Below are 14,421 nucleotides of genomic sequence, written 5' to 3' on the forward strand. Positions count from 1 at the left end.
GATCCTCGGTGCAGACCGAGAGGAGACACCATGACCAGCACGACCGACGGCACCACCGCCGCCCCCGCCACCGAGCCCACGCCCGACGAGCAGCCCGGGTCGGCCGGCACGACGACGGACGCTGCGTCGCCGGCCGCGGCTGAGCCCTCGCCCGCGGAGCCGAGCCCGACCGAGCCGATCTTCGCGGGGCCGGCCGAGGCTGAGCCCATGTCGTCCGAGCCCGACCTGCCGGTCGCGCCGTCCCCGTGGGCGGAGGTCGGCCAGGCCGAGCCCCCGTCGCGTTCCGGGGCCCGCGCCACGATGGCGTCGCACCCGGTCGTGACCGGTGGCATCGCCGTGGTGCTCGCCGCCGGGGTCGCCTTCGGTGGCGGCTTCTGGGCAGGCAGCGCCAGCGCCGGCTCGAGCGCCGTGGTCGGTGGCACCACGATCGACGGCGGCGTGCTGCCCCAGGACGGTGACTTCGGCGGCGACGGCCGCGGCGGGCCGCCCGGGATGCAGGACGGCCAGCTCCCCGGCGCGCCCGGCGACGGCACCGTCCCCGGCGACGGCTCGGGCACCGGCGACGGTACGACCGACGGCGGTGTGACCAACGGGTCGGACACCTCGAACCTCTAGCGAGCAGCCCCACCCACCAAGCTCCGCCGGCCCCCCCCGGTACCCCGACGGCGCGGGCCCGCGGGGGCGGGGCGGCCTGGGGACCCGGCACGGCCGACGCAGCATGGAAGGAGCCGGCTTCACGCCGTGCTCCTGCCCTCGCTGAGCAGCCCCGGCATCGGCCGGCTCCGCACATCGAGGGAGGTTCCCATGTCGCGTGACGACGTAGCGCTCGCCGACCGGGAGGTCGCCGAGCCGTTGGTCGAGACCTGGCCGTGGGCCAGGGCGCTGTTCGCCGAGCGCACCACACTCTCCGGGGTCGTCTGGCTCCTGGTGCGCGTGCTGCTCGGCTGGCAGTGGCTGAGCGCCGGGATCGGCAAGCTCGGCAGCTATGACGCGTGGCGCACCGGCGCCGCGGTGAAGGGGTTCGCCACCAGCGCGCTGGCCGAGACCACGGGCGACCACCCCGCGGTGATCAGCGGCACGTTCGGCTGGAACAAGGCCTGGCTGACCTGGGTCGCGGACAGCGGCTACCGGTTGATCGGCCCGGTCATCCCGTTCCTCGAGATCACGGTCGGGGCGTTGCTGGTGCTCGGGCTGTTCACCGGGATCGCAGCCGCCTTCGGGCTGCTGCTCAACCTCAGCTTCCTGTTCGCGGGGAGCCTCGGGGTGAACCCGGTCTTCGCGATCACCGCCGTGCTCCTGGTGGTCGCCTGGCGCGTGGCCGGCTACTGCGGCCTGGACCGCTGGGTGCTGCCCCTGGTCGGCGTCCCCTGGGCGCGACCCGCGAGCGAGCACCGTACGAGGGAGCCCGCTGCGGCGAACGCCGGGTGATCGACCGCCGTCAGCCGGGAGGCTCGGCCGCGCCGATCAGCGCGACCAGGGCCCCGGCGGCGGCCCGGGCCGACTCGCGCCGGGTGGTCCAGTCGTCGACCGCCGACCCGGCGTAGGCCTCGCCGGCGAGCTCCAGCAGTGCGCTGTGCCCACCCAGCCGCGGAGCCACCAGGCCGGCCGCCACGTCCTTGGGCACGATCTCGCCCGTCTCCAGCGTCACGACGATGCGCGCCAAGGTGAGCAGCACGTTCCGCTCGTCCCCGCGCAGGTCGTCCAGGAGCCCGGGCACGCCGGTGAGCATCGCGCGCCGGAGGTCACCGGGCGGTACCGGGTCGAGCACCTGCTCGGCGGACGGGCCGTGCAGCGCGGAGCCGCTGCGCCGGGCGACCGTGATCTGCACGGCGAGGTCAGGGGCCTGGTGGCGTGCGGGCAGGCGGCCGCCGACGATCTGCGCACGCAGCCACTCGCCGTAGGCGAGGTCGCACACCGGTGGATACCGCCACGGGAGCACGTCCGGGAGCGAGACCACGCTGAGCTCGACCGGCCGGCGGCCGTCACGCGGGGGATAGGGGCCCGAGACCCGCAGCAGCCCGTCGACGAGCGCGACGCGCGCGGTGTCGCCCAACGGTCGTTCGACCAGTGCCAGGAGGTCGACGTCGCTCGTCGGCCGCAGCGTGCCCGTCACCGCCGAGCCGTGCAGCCACAGCCCGACCGGCCCGTCGCCGAGGATGTCGTGCAGCAGGTCCCGCACGGCGAGGGCCTCGGTCGGCGAGGGCATGCGGGCACGGTAGACGGGTGCGTCGCGGTCGGCCCAGGCAATTGCGTGCGCCCCGGCGGCACCGCCGCAGTCCGTAGACGGGGAGCGACGTCGTGGGGCCGGTCAGGCGCCCGTCGCCCGGGGCGGTGCCGTGCTGCCTCGCGGTACGAGCACGGTCGGCACCTGGGTGGCCGACTCCACCGGCTCGGACCTGACCGAGCGCACCATGGCGGGCGCGCTGCAGGACTTCGTCGGGCAGTGCACCACCGACGTCGTCCTGCTCAACGCCGGTTCGTTGCTGATCATGGCGCCGACGATCGTCGTGTTCCTGTTCTTCCGGCGGCACTTCGTCAAGGCGGTCATCGCCGGCGCGGTCGAGGGATGACTCGGGGGGCCTGGGAAGGACCGGGTGCTCCGTGCGGTCGCCCGCCGTCGCGGAGCGCACGGGGCACCGACTCACACCGTCGTGAGGTCCCCATCAGGTACCTGGTGATCGTCGGGCCACCGCGGCCGCGATCCGGTCCGCGGGGGAACCCATTGTGCACGGGATTGGCCGGTGATAAACATGAGACTGTGTCTGGATCGGCACCAGGGTGGGTGCCGATCGGACGTACTCCCTGAGTAGATGCAGGTCCTGCAGGCGGGGAGGGCGCGCCGCACCCACGAGCCCCCTCCGCCGCGCATGCGAGCCGCGGTCTGCTGCACGCGGACGGTCCGCCAGCACGTGCCACACGTAGCCCCAGGGGGTCCTCCGGGACATGAACACGATCATCGCCGCCTTGGCAGCGGTACCCAGAATCGTCGTCCGAGGCATCGTCGCCCTGTCAGCGCTGTGCGCGATCGCGGCGCTCGCCGTCGCGATCGATCCCACCTGGATCGAGTCCGTCCTCGGCGCCTCCCCGGACGGCGGCAGCGGCGAGGCCGAGTGGGCACTCGTGCTCGGGCTCGCCGCCGCCTCCCTGACCCTCGCGGTCATGGCGCTGGCGGCCATCCGATCCCGCCGCTCGGTCGCCATCGCGCGCTGAGCCGCGGCCAAGTCCACACTCCCAGGACGGTCTCCCATGTCTCCCGAGCGCGCCAGCGGCCTCGACGCCGCCACCATCCTCTGCATCGCCGAAGCCCTGGCGAACACGCAGTGCCGCACCGAGAAGGAACTTCATCGGCAGGCTGCCGACATCCGCGCGTTGCGGGAGTCCGTGGAGCAGCTGGTCGAGCTGCAGCGCTCGGCCCACCCCGCCGCTGCGCTGGAGTACGACCGCTTCGCCGCGCTCCGCGCCCGCATCGATGAGTGCTGCGCCGTCGAGGAGCCGCCGGACGACGAGTGCAACGTGCTGGACCGCTGCCGGCACGGGAGCCATGGGGAGCTCCGCCAGGGCTGGTCGGCGAAGTCCCGGGCCCGCGCCGAGCTCGCCGAGGTCAGCGAGCGACACCACGCGTGGGACGTCCCGGACCGGCCGCGGCACGACTCCGACGAGAACCTCCCCGGCGTGCCCCAGGGCTCGCTCTTCGGCCTGCTCGAACCGGTCGCGCAGACCTACCCGCCGCAGGACTTCCGGTCGGGTGGCGGTCCCACGCCAGGGGGCGCGCAGGGCCCGGTGTCCTTCCGGACCTGGACGGAAGGCGGGTTCAGCGGAGCCTGGCCCCCGGACAGCTCAGGGGCCAAGTCGGGCGACGTGGTGCTGATGTCGGGCAATCTCTGGCTCAAGCTCTCGGTCGACGGCGGCACGACGTTCACCGACCTCGACTTCACGAAGATCTTCGACGCCGACACGACCTACGGCGGCTGGGCCGGGGACCAGGTCATCCACTACGTCCCGGCCATCGACTGCTTCGTCCTCTACGTCCAGAGCTACCGCTCGAAGAAGTCCGACTCGACCCAGGGCAAGAACGTCGTGAAGGTCGCCCTCGCCAGTCCCACCGACCTCAAGACGCACAAGGGCGGGAAGCCGGCGTGGCGGCGCCAGTGGAACCTCACCTCCGACACGTTCGGCCTGGGCGCGGCGTGGATGGACTTCCCCGACCTCAGCCCCGGCGCTGCGTTCCTGCACGTCAACACGAACGTCTTCGCGGGGGACTCCTTCCACGGGAAGCTGTTCTACGAGCTGCCGCTCGCCGACATGGCCGCCGGCCGCGGCTTCGGGTTCCAGTTCGCCGAGGTCCGTGACAGCACCTCCGGCGCAGGCTCGCCGATCCAGAACATCGACGGTGACACCAACCACTGGGCGTCCCACGTGGACAACTCGACGATGCGGATCTACACCTCCGTCGGTGGCGCAGCGACCTACAGCTGGCGAGACCGGAAGGTGCGCAACTGGCCGCGCGTGTCGAGCAACGACGTCGTGTCGCTGGCCCCGGACGGCTACGACTGGATCAGTGAGGACCACCGCATCATCGGCGCCACCAGAGTGGGCGCACAGGTCTGGTTCGCCTGGACTGCCGCGACAGGTGACGGCGGGGGCGGCGGCTTCTCGTTCCCCCGCGCGCACATCCAGATCGCACGGTTCGACATCGCCGACGACTACCGGCTGATCGACCAGATGCAGGTCTGGAACCCGGACTACGCGTTCGCGTACCCGTCGCTGATGACCAACTCGGACGGCGAGGTCGGTATCTCGCTCGGCTACGGCGGCCCGAGCAACTTCGGGAGCCACGCCGTCGGGATCCTCGGCGACTTCGTCGTCTGGTACGGCGACGCCAGCGACCTCACCTCGTTGCGCCAGCAGGTCGACGCCGCCGGGAACCCCGTCACCAACCCCGACGGCACGCCGAAGCTGTACAGCAGGTGGGGTGACTACGTGCACGTCCGCCTCGCGCACCCGGACACCCGATGGTTCAGCGGCTTCGGCTACGCCGTGAACAAGACCGCGAGCGGCAGCGAGAAGCTGGACGCCATCTACGTCGAGTTCGGGCGTCAGATCCCGCAACCGCCCACCATCCGCTGACGTCAGCTCACCGCGGAACCCGCCCGGCCGCCGCCCGGGGCACAGACTCACACCGTCGTGAGGTCCCCCACCAGGTAGCGGGTGATGGTCGGGCCCACCGCGGCCGCGATCCGGTCCGCGTCGGCCTCGACCAGTGCGGGGACGCGCAGCGCGACCCGGCCGATGATGAGCCCGGCCATCTGCGAGCCGGCCAGCGCTGCACGCAGTGGGGCGTCGTCACCGGAGGCGACCCGTTGCACCACGCTCAGCACGGCACGTGAGATCAGTGCGCTGAGCGCCTCGGCGGCACGCTCGTGCGAGAGCCCGGTGCGGATGAGGCTGAGGATCGCGTCGCGGGTGCGTGGCTCCTCCCAGGCGCGGAGCGCTCGCCGCACGAGCTCGGTACCGAGATCGCCGTGCTCACGTGCACCGGACAGCACGAGCTCCACGTCGAGCGGCACCTCCAGGCACGCCTCGAGCAGGCCGTCCTTGCTGCCGAAGTACTGGATCACGAGCGCCGGGTCGACCCCGGCGTCGCGGGCGATCCGGCGGATCGTCGCGCCCTGGTAGCCGACCTCGCCGAACAGCCGGCGCGCGGCGTCGAGGATCGCCTGGCGACTCTCGCCGGGCGCGCGCCGAGGGCTCATGCCTTGGCCTGGGCGAGGACCGCCATGCGCTCCTCGATGGTTGCGGGGACCTGGACGAGCTCGGCGGTCACGCCGGCGTCGCGCAGCACGCGGTCGAGCAGCGTCGGATCGCCGTCGGCGACCCGCACGGAACGCCCGGCCAGGGTGACGGCCTGGCCCGCGCTCTGCAGCGCGGCGAAGGCGTCGCCCCAGCGGTCCGTGCGGACCTCGACGGCGCGCACGCCGCCGACCACGTCCGTCTCGCTGCCTTCGCCGACCACCCGCCCGGCGGCCATCAGCACGAGCCGGTCGCACTGCTGGGCCTCGGCCATGTAGTGCGTCGTGACCAGCACCCCGACGCCGCGCTCGGCGTGCTCGCGCACGGTGTCCCACAGCCGGGCGCGGGCCAGCGGGTCGACGCCCGAGGTCGGCTCGTCGAGCACGAGCACGTCGGGGGAGTGCAGCAGGGCGCAGACGAACGCCAGCCGGCGCTGGGACCCGAGCGCGAGCGCACCGACCAGGGTGTCGGCGTGGTCGGCGAGGTCCTCCGGAAGCGACGGCACCGTCGCGCGGTAGGCCTGGGCGACGAACTCGACGTTCTCCTGGACGGTCAGGTCGTCGTACAGCCCGAGGCCCTGCGGGACGTACCCCACCCGGCGCCGCGCGTCGCGGGTCGGGGGCCCGCCGAGCAACCGGATCTCGCCGTCGCGGGTCGGCAGCAGGCCGAGCAGCGCACGGATCAGGGTCGTCTTGCCGGCGCCGTTCGCACCGAGCAGACCGACGACCTCACCGGGCTCCACCCGGAGCGACACGTCGTCGACGGCGAGCAGGTCGCCGAACCGGTGGCTGTACCCGCGGGCCTCCAGCAGCGCGCTCATGCCTCGACCCTCCGGGCCAGGGACGCCGCGATCACGACGTCCTCGAGGTCGGGGGTCACCGGGGTCCCGACCGGTTGCTCACCGGGCGGGAACCACTCGTGGTGCTCGCGGCCCCGCCGCCAGGCACGCTCGGGGTGGGTCGGCGTGGCCACCCGCACCACGGTGCCGACCATCGCCTGCAGCGCGTCGGCGGGCGGGCCGGAGACCAGGGTGTGGCCCTCGTCGAGCACCACGAGCTCGCCGCAGCGTTCCGCCTCGTCGAGGTAGGTGGTCGACATCACCACGGCGGTCCCGGCCGCGGCCGCCTCGGACACCATCCGCCACAGCTCGACCCGGCTGACCGGGTCGACCCCGGTGCTGGGCTCGTCGAGCACCAGCAGGTCGGGGCCGGCGAGCATCGCCAGGCAGAAGCCGAGCTTGCGCCGCATCCCGCCGGACAGCTGGCGGGCGAGCCGGTTGCGGGCGGCGTCCAGCCCCGCGCGCTCGAGCAGCCGGTCGGCGCGCTCGCCGAGGTCGGTGCGGGACAGCCCGAAGGACTGGCCGACGAAGTCGACGTTCTCCTGCACGGACAGCTCGGCCCAGGAGCCCGCGCTCGCCGGCAGGTAGCCGATCCGGTGCGCGTCGGGCGCGCGGACCGTGCCGGACGCGGGGACCACCTCGCCGACGAGGGTGCGCAGCACGGTCGTCTTGCCGGCGCCGTCCCCGCCGACCAACCCGATCACGTGGCCGGGCACGGCCTCGACCGACACCTGGTCGAGCGCGACCTGGTGGCCGAACCGGACGGTGACCTCGTGCAGACCCCAGCTCACCGGGCACCTGCCGCGTGCTCGCCGTGCTGGTCACTGTGCTGATCGCTGTGCTGATCACTGTGCGCCGCGTGCTCGCCGTGCGCGGTGTGGCGCCGGGCCGGTGCGAGGTCGCGGCGGAACCGCAGCACCGCGCCGCTGAAGATCAGCAGGGCCATCAGGGTCAGGGCGCCGAACGGTAGCCACAGCGAGTCCAGCGGGGCGTCCCGCAGCATGACGCCCTGGGAGATCATCGTGAAGTACGTCAACGGGAGGCCGTAGGCGATCCAGCGCACCCCGGCGGCCATCGCGTCGAGCGGGAAGATCACGCCGGAGAGCAGGATCTGCGGGAGCATCAGCATGAACGCGGCCTGGATGGCCTGCCCGGCGTTCTGCGACACGGTCGAGATGAACACCCCGATGCCGAGCACCACGAACAGGAAGATCGCGGCGCCGAGCGCGAACACCGCGACGTTGCCGTTGAAGGGCACGTCGAACAGCCACACGCCGAGCACCGTGACCACGGTCATGTCGAACGCGGCGAGCAGGAAGTACGGGGCGATCTTGCCGAGGATGACGGTGCTCGCCCGGATCGGCATGACGGCGAGCTGCTCGAGCGTGCCGGTCTGACGTTCCCGGACCAGCCCGATGCTCGTGACGATCGTGCCGATGAAGGTCAGGATCAGGCCGATGATCGCGGGGACCATCACCCACGAGGTCTCCAGGTCGGGGTTGAACAGCACGTCGGTGGTGACCGTGTCGGCGCCGACCCGGTTGAGCACCGAGACCGTGGCCTGCGCGGCGAACAGGTTCGACCCGTCGACGTAGGCCGTGGCGGGCAGCGCGTCCGCGATGATCACGACGTCGGCGTCGCGCCGGCTCAGCAGGTCGTGGGCGTCGTCGGCGGTGAGGCTCGCATCGACGGCGGTGACGTCGAAGTAGTCCGGCAGCATCGCCGCGACCTGGTCGGCCTGGCCGCCCCCGACCTCCGTCTTCGCGGTGTCGATCGAGAAGTTGGCTGCATAGCCGAAGATCACCAGCAGCAGCAACGGCATGAAGACGATCATCGCCAGCGTGCGCTTGTCGCGACGCAGCTCACGGAACTCCTTGACCACCATGGCTCGCATGGGGCCGACGTTACGCGCCTGACCAGCAATTATCAACGAGCGTTGAGAAAGTTCCTCCGAGTGCTCGGCGAGACCGGCGTGTCCAGGCGGCTGAGCAGCCCGGCGAGCGACGCCGAGATCGGCAGCCCGGTGGCGTACTCCACGAACAGCCACTGGCCGGCCGGGTTGATCTCCAGGAACACGTAGTCCTCGCCGGTGAACCGCAGGTCGATCGCGCCGTACCACAGGCCGAGCCGGCGCATCAGCTCCTGCAGCTTCTCCACGACCGGTTCGGGCAGGCGGTGCACCGAGGTGGGGCAGTGCGCGGTGTCCATCCGGAAGTCGTACGCGTAGCCGGACTCCTCGGCGCGGAACTCGGCGGCGAACACGTCCGTCCCGACCACGGTCACCCGGATGTCCGCGCCGCGGACCATCTCCTGGAAGATCACCGGCGCATACCGGACGCTGTCCAGCAGCCCCAGGTCGACCTCGCGCACCGGGCGGGTCTCGCGCCAGGTCTGCGGGGTCGCCGAGAACGACTTGAACACCACGCCCTCCGGTTCGGCCTCGACGAACTGCCGCGCGCGGTCGGGGTCGTTGGTCATGCACGTCCGGGGTACCCGGAGCCCGATCTCCGAGGCGAGCTTCAGCTGCCACATCTTGCGGGACGCCGCCTCGTCGCGGTCCGGGTCGTTGACCCACCGGGCCGACAGGCACGCCCACAACCCGCCGACCGCGGCGGCGCACTCGCCGTGCGCGAACGCGCGGTCCACGCCGGAGCGAACGTCGTCGTGCAACGTGAACGGCTGCGGGCGGCGCCACCACATGGCGTGCAGCTCGTCGGTGTCGAGCGAGAGCGCGCCGGACGGTCCGCCGACCTCCACCCAGGCGGCGCGCCAGCGCTCGCCGGTCTGGGTGGAGGTCAGCGACACCTCTCGGGGGAGCCGGCCCGTGTCGACGAGGACCCAGGGCGCGCCGAGCGCGTCCAGGTGCCCGGTGACCTCGCGTGCGTGCAGGTCGTCGGTGTGCGAGACGATGCCGATCACCCGGGTCTCCTCAGATCTCGTCGGAGGTCAGTGCCTGGTGGATCGCCTCGAGCGAGGCGAGGACGGCCTGCCCGGCCGCGATCGCGTTCTCGAGCTCCCCGACGATGGCCGCGAGCGGCGAGACCTCCTCGCCGACCGGGGTGTACGGCCCCGCCTGCACGAACGGACGTGCTCCACCCAGCACCCCGCCCAGGAGCCCGCCGAGTGCGCCGAGCGCGCCGAGAGCGGGGTTCGCGAAGATCGAACCTGGGTCGATCACGCCCTCGACCAGGGTGTTCGGGTCGCCGCCGGCGCCGGTGCCCACGTCGCCCGCCAGGCCGGTCGCCACGTCGCCGGCCCACACCGTGTGCGGCTGGTCGGCCGAGACGGTGGTGTCCGCGGCGAGCAGGGTGTCTGCGCCGAGGTGGGTGTCGAGCGCGAGCGAGGTGCCCAGCATGTCGGCGACCGTGTGCGAGTCGGCGGCCTTGAGGGTCGTCGGGGTGTCCAGCGCCTTGAGCGTCACGCCGCCCTGGTCGAACGCCTTGAGGGTGTGCAGCTGGTCGGCCGCGGAGGTGGTGTCCGCCGCGAGGATGGTCGCGAAGTCGTCGCCGAGTGCGGTGTGCGACCCGTGCGGCAGGGCCTGGAGGGTCGGTGAGGCGGCGATGATCGCCGCGATCGCCACACCGGAGTTCGAGCCCGTGCCGGCCGAGTTGCAGCCGCCGTTGGTGTGCACCCCGACGACGTCGCCGGTGGACGCCTGGAGGATGCCGGAGCCGGAGTTGCCGCCCAGCGTGTCGATGTCGTTGTAGCGGATGGTCGACCCGGTCAGCTGGGTGGCGGGGCCGGCCTCGATCCGCTTGGGCTGTCCGGCCGGGTGGCCGATGATCGCGAGCATGTCGCCGACCGCCGCGTTGGTGGGCGAGACCGCGGTCCAGCCATAGGTCGATCCGGGGTTGCCGGAGACCCGCACGATCGCCATGTCGAGCCCGCCGAGGCGGTACTCGACCAGCTGCACGATCGGGAACGACACCTCGGTGCGCAGCGTGCCGCTCGGGTCCACCTGGTACAGCACGTTGATGTGCATGTTCGTGGCGATCTCCGAGGGCGGGATCGCGTTGGCGGAGCCGTTCTGCCGCGGCACCGTCCACCCGTTGACGTCCTGGTCGAACAGGTGGCCGCAGGTGAGCACCAGGTCGGGGGAGATCAGCGTGGCACTGCCCCAGCGGACCCCGGACACGTCGCCGGGGTTCGTGTAGGTCGCGCCGAGGTTGTTGTTCCACTGGACCTGGACCGCGGGCTTCTGGTGCGCTCCGACGAACTGCGTGGTGACGCCCAGCGTGCCGTCGTACTGCTCGACCGGCTGGGAGTCGTCGGTGGTGCCGCAGATGGACTCGAGGATCATCGAGTACTCGGGGCCGGCACCGGTGAGCGCCGCCTCCGGCAGCGCGAGCCTGTCGAGGCGCGGGGGGAAGAGCGCGTCGACGGTGTCAGGGGTCTCGACGGGAGTGGCCGTCTTCTTCGACCGGCTGGTTGCCATGAGGGCCTCCTCGTTCAGGGCGGCGTACGCCGCTGACACCGAAGAGGGAGCACCGGGTGGTGGGCTTGTGACATGTGGGCGGGACGCGTTCCGCGCCTCTGCTCTTCCAGATGATGTACTAACGCTGATATAGTACTTGATGTGCCCAGCCATCCTGCGTCCGACCCGTTCGCCGCCGATCTGCTGCGCGGGCACACCGACACGATCGTGCTCGGCACCCTGCGCCGCTCGGACCGGTACGGCTACGAGGTCCACAAGGCGATCCGCGACGCCACCGGCGGCGAGTACGAGATCAAGGAGGCGACCCTGTACGCGAGCTTCCGCCGCCTCGAGCGCGACGGGCTCGTCGAGTCCTACTGGGGTGACGAGACCCAGGGGGGTCGCCGGAAGTACTACCGGATCACCGACGCCGGGCAGGCCGTCTATCGACGCAACGTCGCGGACTGGCGCACCACCAAGCAGATCATCGACACCCTTCTCGACCACGAAGGCGGACGACCGTGACCGAGCCCAGCGTCCACCGCATCCTGGACCAGGCATTCGCCGGCATCGAGCTGACGCCGGAGCTCCAGGACCTCAAGGAGGAGATGCGCACCAACCTGCTCGCGCGAGTCGCCGAGCTCGAGTCCCTCGGCCGGTCGCCCGACGACGCTGCCCGGGTCGCGGCCGAGGAGATCGGCGACCTCCGAGCGGTCGTCGTCGACGCGGCCGACGGTGCGACAGAGCCACCTGCCGGTTCCTGGGCCGCCCAGGCGCGCCTCGCCTCGATGCACAAGGTGCGTCCGCGGCCTGCGGCGGTCGCCGCCCTCGTCGTGCTCTCGTCGGCCCTCACCGCCACGGTCACCCTGATCGCGCTCGGTGCGACCGGTGCGGTGGTGATGTCGACGGTGTCCGCGACGCTGGTCGGCCTGGCCGGGGCGCTGCTGACCTGCGCGATCGTCGTCGTCGCCCTGCGCCAGGAGACGACAGCCCACTACCCGGTGCCGCCGGCGCGCGCGGTCGGATGGGGCGCAGCAGCCGCAGCCGGCGTTCTCGCGGTGGCGCTCGGGGCCACCTACGCCGGCGACCGAACCCAGGACGGCCTGCTGGCGGCCACGGTGGGCCTCGCGGTCGTCTCGATCGCAGGGTTGGTCACGCTCGGCGTGACCCAGACCAACCGTACGAAGGGCTGGGTCCGGGACGCTGCCGTGCAGTCGCAGGACCGCTTCTCCCGCGACCCGGCGGCGGCGGCACGGTTCGGCATCTACTCGGGGGTCGTCTGGCTCGCGGCGCTCGCCGCGGCGGTCGCGATCGGGCTGGGCCTCGGCTGGCTCTGGTCCTGGACACCCCTGGTGGTCGCCGTGCTCGTCGAGATGGTGCTGCTGGCGAGGATGCAGTTCCCGAGCGAGACCCGAGGGGAGTGATCGCCGTGCGAACCGGACGGTGCGCCGGTGCCGGGAGGTGGTCGTCCAACCGCTGAACCGGCGGTGGCCCGGGCGCTGCCACGCCCGAGCCACCTGGCTCGAAGGACCTCCCGCTCACGCGGGCCCCAGTCACCCCGAGACCGCGCCCAGCCTAGTGCGGGTGCTCTCCCGGGCGACTCGACACCGAGGAGACACCATGCAGAACAGCCCCGCGCTCGACGCGCACGGCCTGGTCAAGACCTACCCCGGCGGCCGCGGCCGACCACCCGTGACCGCCCTGGCCGGACTGAGCCTCACCGCCCGGACCGGCTCCGTGCTCGCCCTGCTCGGCCCCAACGGGGCCGGGAAGTCGACCACCGTCAAGATCCTGTCCACGCTCTCCCGCGCGGACGCCGGCACGGCCACCGTGGCCGGCCACGACGTGGCGCACCGGCCGGACCAGGTCCGCCGGGCGATCGGCCTGGTCGCCCAGCGCTCGGTCGTGGACCCGATGGACACCGGGACGGAGAACCTCGTCCTCGCCGGCCGGCTCCACGGCCTGTCGGCGGGCGAAGCCCGCACGAGGGCCGCCGAGCTGCTCGACGTGTTCGGCCTGGCCGATGCGGCACACCGCCGGGCCGGAACGTGGTCCGGGGGGATGGTGCGCAAGCTCGACGTGGCCGTCGGGCTGGTGCACCGGCCCCAGGTCCTGTTCCTGGACGAGCCCACGACCGGGCTCGACCCGGAGGCCCGGGCCGAGCTCTGGGCGCAGATCGAGCGTCTCGTCCGCCTGGAGCAGGTCACGGTGCTGCTGACCACGCACTACCTGGACGAGGCCGATCGCCTGGCCGACCAGGTGGTCATCGTCGACCACGGCCGAGTGGTCGCCGAGGGCACGCCGGACGAGCTCAAGTCGGCGCTGGCCGGCGACGGGCTCGCGGTCGAGCTCGGCCTCGGGCACGACGCCGGGCGAGCGGTGGACGCAGCCCGACGCGTGGCGGGGCTCGCGGACGTCACGGTGGACGGTGCGACGTTGCGGGCCAGGGCCGCACGCGGTGCGGCGTTGCTCCCGCCGCTCATCGCCGCCCTCGAGGAGGCCGGGGTGCGCGTCGAGGCCGCCTCGGTCGCCCGACCCGGCCTGGACGACGTGTACCTGCGGCACACCGGCCGGTCCATGGCCGCCATGGCGGAGCGTGCGGCATGAGCGCGGTCGTGCACACCGCCGCGCTCACCGCGCGCCAGCTGCGTGCCTTCCTCCGGGTGCCCGCGTTCTTCGCGATGAACCTGGTGCAGCCGTTGATCTGGCTGCTCCTGTTCGGCCAGCTGTTCCGCTCGGTCGCTCAGATCCCCGGCTTCACCGGTGGGGACTACCTGACCTTCCTCACACCAGGGGTGGTCATGATGATGGCGATGTTCGGGGCCGCGTGGACCGGGGCCGGCTACATCCAGGACATGGAGCGTGGCGTCATGGACCGGCTGCTCACCTCGCCGACGAGCCGAACCGCGATGATCGTCTCGACCCTCGCGTACCAGTCGGTGCTGACCGTGCTCCAGACCGCGGTCCTGCTCGTGGTCGCGTGGACGGCGGGGGTGCGCTTCGACGGCGGCGCGGTCGGGGTGGGCGTGCTCGTGCTCGCAGCCGTGCTGCTGACCGTGGTGTTCGGGGCGCTGTCCGACGCGGTCGCCCTCGTCACTCGGCAGCACAATGCGCTGATCGGGATCTCGCAGCTGCTGGCATTCCCCGTGATGTTCCTCAGCTCGGCGATCATGGACGTCTCGCTCGCACCCTCCTGGGTGGGCGCGGTCGCACGACTGAACCCGTTCGAGTGGGCGGTGGTCGCCGGGCGCGAGGCCGTGTCAGCGAGCACCGACTGGGGTTCGGTCCTGGTGCACCTCGGTCTGCTCGCCGCAGCGGGCGCGCTCGGGGTGGTCGCGGCCACCGCGGCGTTCCGCGTCTACCGGCGTTCGGCGTGACC

At 72.5% G+C, this 14,421-nt stretch carries 16 protein-coding genes; 9 read left to right on the forward strand and 7 right to left on the reverse strand.

Going from position 1 to position 14,421, the window contains the following annotated elements:
* Nucleotides 1-30 precede the first annotated feature (30 nt).
* Together OEB99_RS04610 and OEB99_RS04615 are read left to right on the forward strand one after the other, a co-directional pair.
* Complete coding sequence (locus OEB99_RS04610; protein ID WP_263508624.1) at nt 31-615, forward strand: hypothetical protein; 585 nt, start codon at nt 31-33, stop codon at nt 613-615.
* A gap of 189 nt (nt 616-804) precedes the next feature.
* On the forward strand, nt 805-1,428 hold the full coding sequence (locus OEB99_RS04615) for a hypothetical protein (protein WP_263508625.1): 624 nt from the start codon (nt 805-807) through the stop codon (nt 1,426-1,428).
* Between the two features lie 10 nt (nt 1,429-1,438).
* Here the strand turns inward: OEB99_RS04615 and OEB99_RS04620 are convergent, their stop codons facing one another.
* Nucleotides 1,439-2,206, reverse strand: a complete 768-nt coding sequence (locus OEB99_RS04620) for an aminoglycoside adenylyltransferase domain-containing protein (protein ID WP_263508627.1) — start codon at nt 2,204-2,206, stop codon at nt 1,439-1,441.
* Nucleotides 2,207-2,336: 130 nt separating this feature from the next.
* Between OEB99_RS04620 and OEB99_RS04625 the strand changes: the two genes are divergently transcribed.
* From OEB99_RS04625 to OEB99_RS04635, 3 genes are all read left to right on the forward strand, one after another.
* Nucleotides 2,337-2,570 carry a hypothetical protein gene (locus OEB99_RS04625; RefSeq protein WP_263508628.1) on the forward strand — a complete coding sequence of 78 codons (234 nt, stop codon included), beginning with the start codon at nt 2,337-2,339 and terminating at the stop codon, nt 2,568-2,570.
* A gap of 373 nt (nt 2,571-2,943) precedes the next feature.
* The gene (locus OEB99_RS04630; RefSeq protein WP_263508629.1) at nt 2,944-3,210 is read left to right on the forward strand and encodes a hypothetical protein; all 267 of its coding nucleotides are present in this window, start codon (nt 2,944-2,946) and stop codon (nt 3,208-3,210) included.
* Nucleotides 3,211-3,246: 36 nt separating this feature from the next.
* Nucleotides 3,247-5,127: a hypothetical protein gene (locus OEB99_RS04635; protein WP_263508630.1), complete on the forward strand. Its 1,881-nt coding sequence runs from the start codon at nt 3,247-3,249 to the stop codon at nt 5,125-5,127.
* Between the two features lie 47 nt (nt 5,128-5,174).
* Here OEB99_RS04635 and OEB99_RS04640 read toward each other — a convergent pair whose 3' ends face one another.
* Genes OEB99_RS04640 through OEB99_RS04665 form a run of 6 tightly spaced genes read right to left on the reverse strand, consistent with a single transcriptional unit; the run spans nt 5,175 to nt 11,063 of the window.
* Entirely contained in the window at nt 5,175-5,753 is a 579-nt protein-coding gene (locus tag OEB99_RS04640; protein WP_263508631.1) for a TetR/AcrR family transcriptional regulator, read from the reverse strand.
* Nucleotides 5,750-6,610 (reverse strand): ABC transporter ATP-binding protein, encoded by an 861-nt coding sequence (locus OEB99_RS04645; RefSeq protein WP_263508632.1) that lies wholly within the window; start codon nt 6,608-6,610, stop codon nt 5,750-5,752. The genes OEB99_RS04640 and OEB99_RS04645 overlap by 4 nt, the downstream gene beginning before the upstream one ends.
* A complete protein-coding gene (locus OEB99_RS04650) occupies nt 6,607-7,419 on the reverse strand; it encodes an ABC transporter ATP-binding protein (protein ID WP_263508633.1) in 813 nt (270 codons plus the stop codon). The genes OEB99_RS04645 and OEB99_RS04650 overlap by 4 nt, the downstream gene beginning before the upstream one ends.
* Nucleotides 7,416-8,522 carry an ABC transporter permease gene (locus OEB99_RS04655; protein ID WP_263508634.1) on the reverse strand — a complete coding sequence of 369 codons (1,107 nt, stop codon included), beginning with the start codon at nt 8,520-8,522 and terminating at the stop codon, nt 7,416-7,418. The genes OEB99_RS04650 and OEB99_RS04655 overlap by 4 nt, the downstream gene beginning before the upstream one ends.
* A gap of 32 nt (nt 8,523-8,554) precedes the next feature.
* Nucleotides 8,555-9,547 (reverse strand): MvdC/MvdD family ATP grasp protein, encoded by a 993-nt coding sequence (locus OEB99_RS04660; protein WP_263508635.1) that lies wholly within the window; start codon nt 9,545-9,547, stop codon nt 8,555-8,557.
* A gap of 10 nt (nt 9,548-9,557) precedes the next feature.
* The gene (locus OEB99_RS04665) at nt 9,558-11,063 is read right to left on the reverse strand and encodes a trypsin-like serine peptidase (RefSeq protein WP_263508637.1); all 1,506 of its coding nucleotides are present in this window, start codon (nt 11,061-11,063) and stop codon (nt 9,558-9,560) included.
* A 141-nt stretch (nt 11,064-11,204) separates the two neighbouring features.
* Here OEB99_RS04665 and OEB99_RS04670 point away from each other — a divergent pair, with 141 nt between their 5' ends.
* From OEB99_RS04670 to OEB99_RS04685, 4 genes are all read left to right on the forward strand, one after another.
* Entirely contained in the window at nt 11,205-11,567 is a 363-nt protein-coding gene (locus tag OEB99_RS04670) for a PadR family transcriptional regulator (RefSeq protein WP_263508639.1), read from the forward strand.
* Nucleotides 11,564-12,466, forward strand: a complete 903-nt coding sequence (locus OEB99_RS04675; protein ID WP_263508640.1) for a permease prefix domain 1-containing protein — start codon at nt 11,564-11,566, stop codon at nt 12,464-12,466. The genes OEB99_RS04670 and OEB99_RS04675 overlap by 4 nt, the downstream gene beginning before the upstream one ends.
* Nucleotides 12,467-12,662: 196 nt before the next feature.
* Nucleotides 12,663-13,649, forward strand: a complete 987-nt coding sequence (locus tag OEB99_RS04680; protein ID WP_263508641.1) for an ABC transporter ATP-binding protein — start codon at nt 12,663-12,665, stop codon at nt 13,647-13,649.
* Nucleotides 13,646-14,419 carry an ABC transporter permease gene (locus tag OEB99_RS04685; RefSeq protein ID WP_263508642.1) on the forward strand — a complete coding sequence of 258 codons (774 nt, stop codon included), beginning with the start codon at nt 13,646-13,648 and terminating at the stop codon, nt 14,417-14,419. The genes OEB99_RS04680 and OEB99_RS04685 overlap by 4 nt, the downstream gene beginning before the upstream one ends.
* Nucleotides 14,420-14,421 lie beyond the last annotated feature (2 nt).

The organism is Actinotalea endophytica, assembly GCF_025717005.1.
Taxonomy (GTDB): domain Bacteria; phylum Actinomycetota; class Actinomycetes; order Actinomycetales; family Cellulomonadaceae; genus Actinotalea.

What these genes read in the sequence shown, in the direction of transcription:
- OEB99_RS04640 (WP_263508631.1), bottom strand. Translation starts at nt 5,753, where the DNA reads ATGAGCCCTCGGCGCGCGCCCGGCGAGAGTCGCCAGGCGATCCTCGAC.
- OEB99_RS04615 (WP_263508625.1), top strand. Translation starts at nt 805, where the DNA reads ATGTCGCGTGACGACGTAGCGCTCGCCGACCGGGAGGTCGCCGAGCCG.
- OEB99_RS04630 (WP_263508629.1), top strand. Translation starts at nt 2,944, where the DNA reads ATGAACACGATCATCGCCGCCTTGGCAGCGGTACCCAGAATCGTCGTC.
- OEB99_RS04680 (WP_263508641.1), top strand. Translation starts at nt 12,663, where the DNA reads ATGCAGAACAGCCCCGCGCTCGACGCGCACGGCCTGGTCAAGACCTAC.
- OEB99_RS04635 (WP_263508630.1), top strand. Translation starts at nt 3,247, where the DNA reads ATGTCTCCCGAGCGCGCCAGCGGCCTCGACGCCGCCACCATCCTCTGC.
- OEB99_RS04655 (WP_263508634.1), bottom strand. Translation starts at nt 8,522, where the DNA reads ATGCGAGCCATGGTGGTCAAGGAGTTCCGTGAGCTGCGTCGCGACAAG.
- OEB99_RS04685 (WP_263508642.1), top strand. Translation starts at nt 13,646, where the DNA reads ATGAGCGCGGTCGTGCACACCGCCGCGCTCACCGCGCGCCAGCTGCGT.
- OEB99_RS04620 (WP_263508627.1), bottom strand. Translation starts at nt 2,206, where the DNA reads ATGCCCTCGCCGACCGAGGCCCTCGCCGTGCGGGACCTGCTGCACGAC.
- OEB99_RS04645 (WP_263508632.1), bottom strand. Translation starts at nt 6,610, where the DNA reads ATGAGCGCGCTGCTGGAGGCCCGCGGGTACAGCCACCGGTTCGGCGAC.
- OEB99_RS04610 (WP_263508624.1), top strand. Translation starts at nt 31, where the DNA reads ATGACCAGCACGACCGACGGCACCACCGCCGCCCCCGCCACCGAGCCC.
- OEB99_RS04665 (WP_263508637.1), bottom strand. Translation starts at nt 11,063, where the DNA reads ATGGCAACCAGCCGGTCGAAGAAGACGGCCACTCCCGTCGAGACCCCT.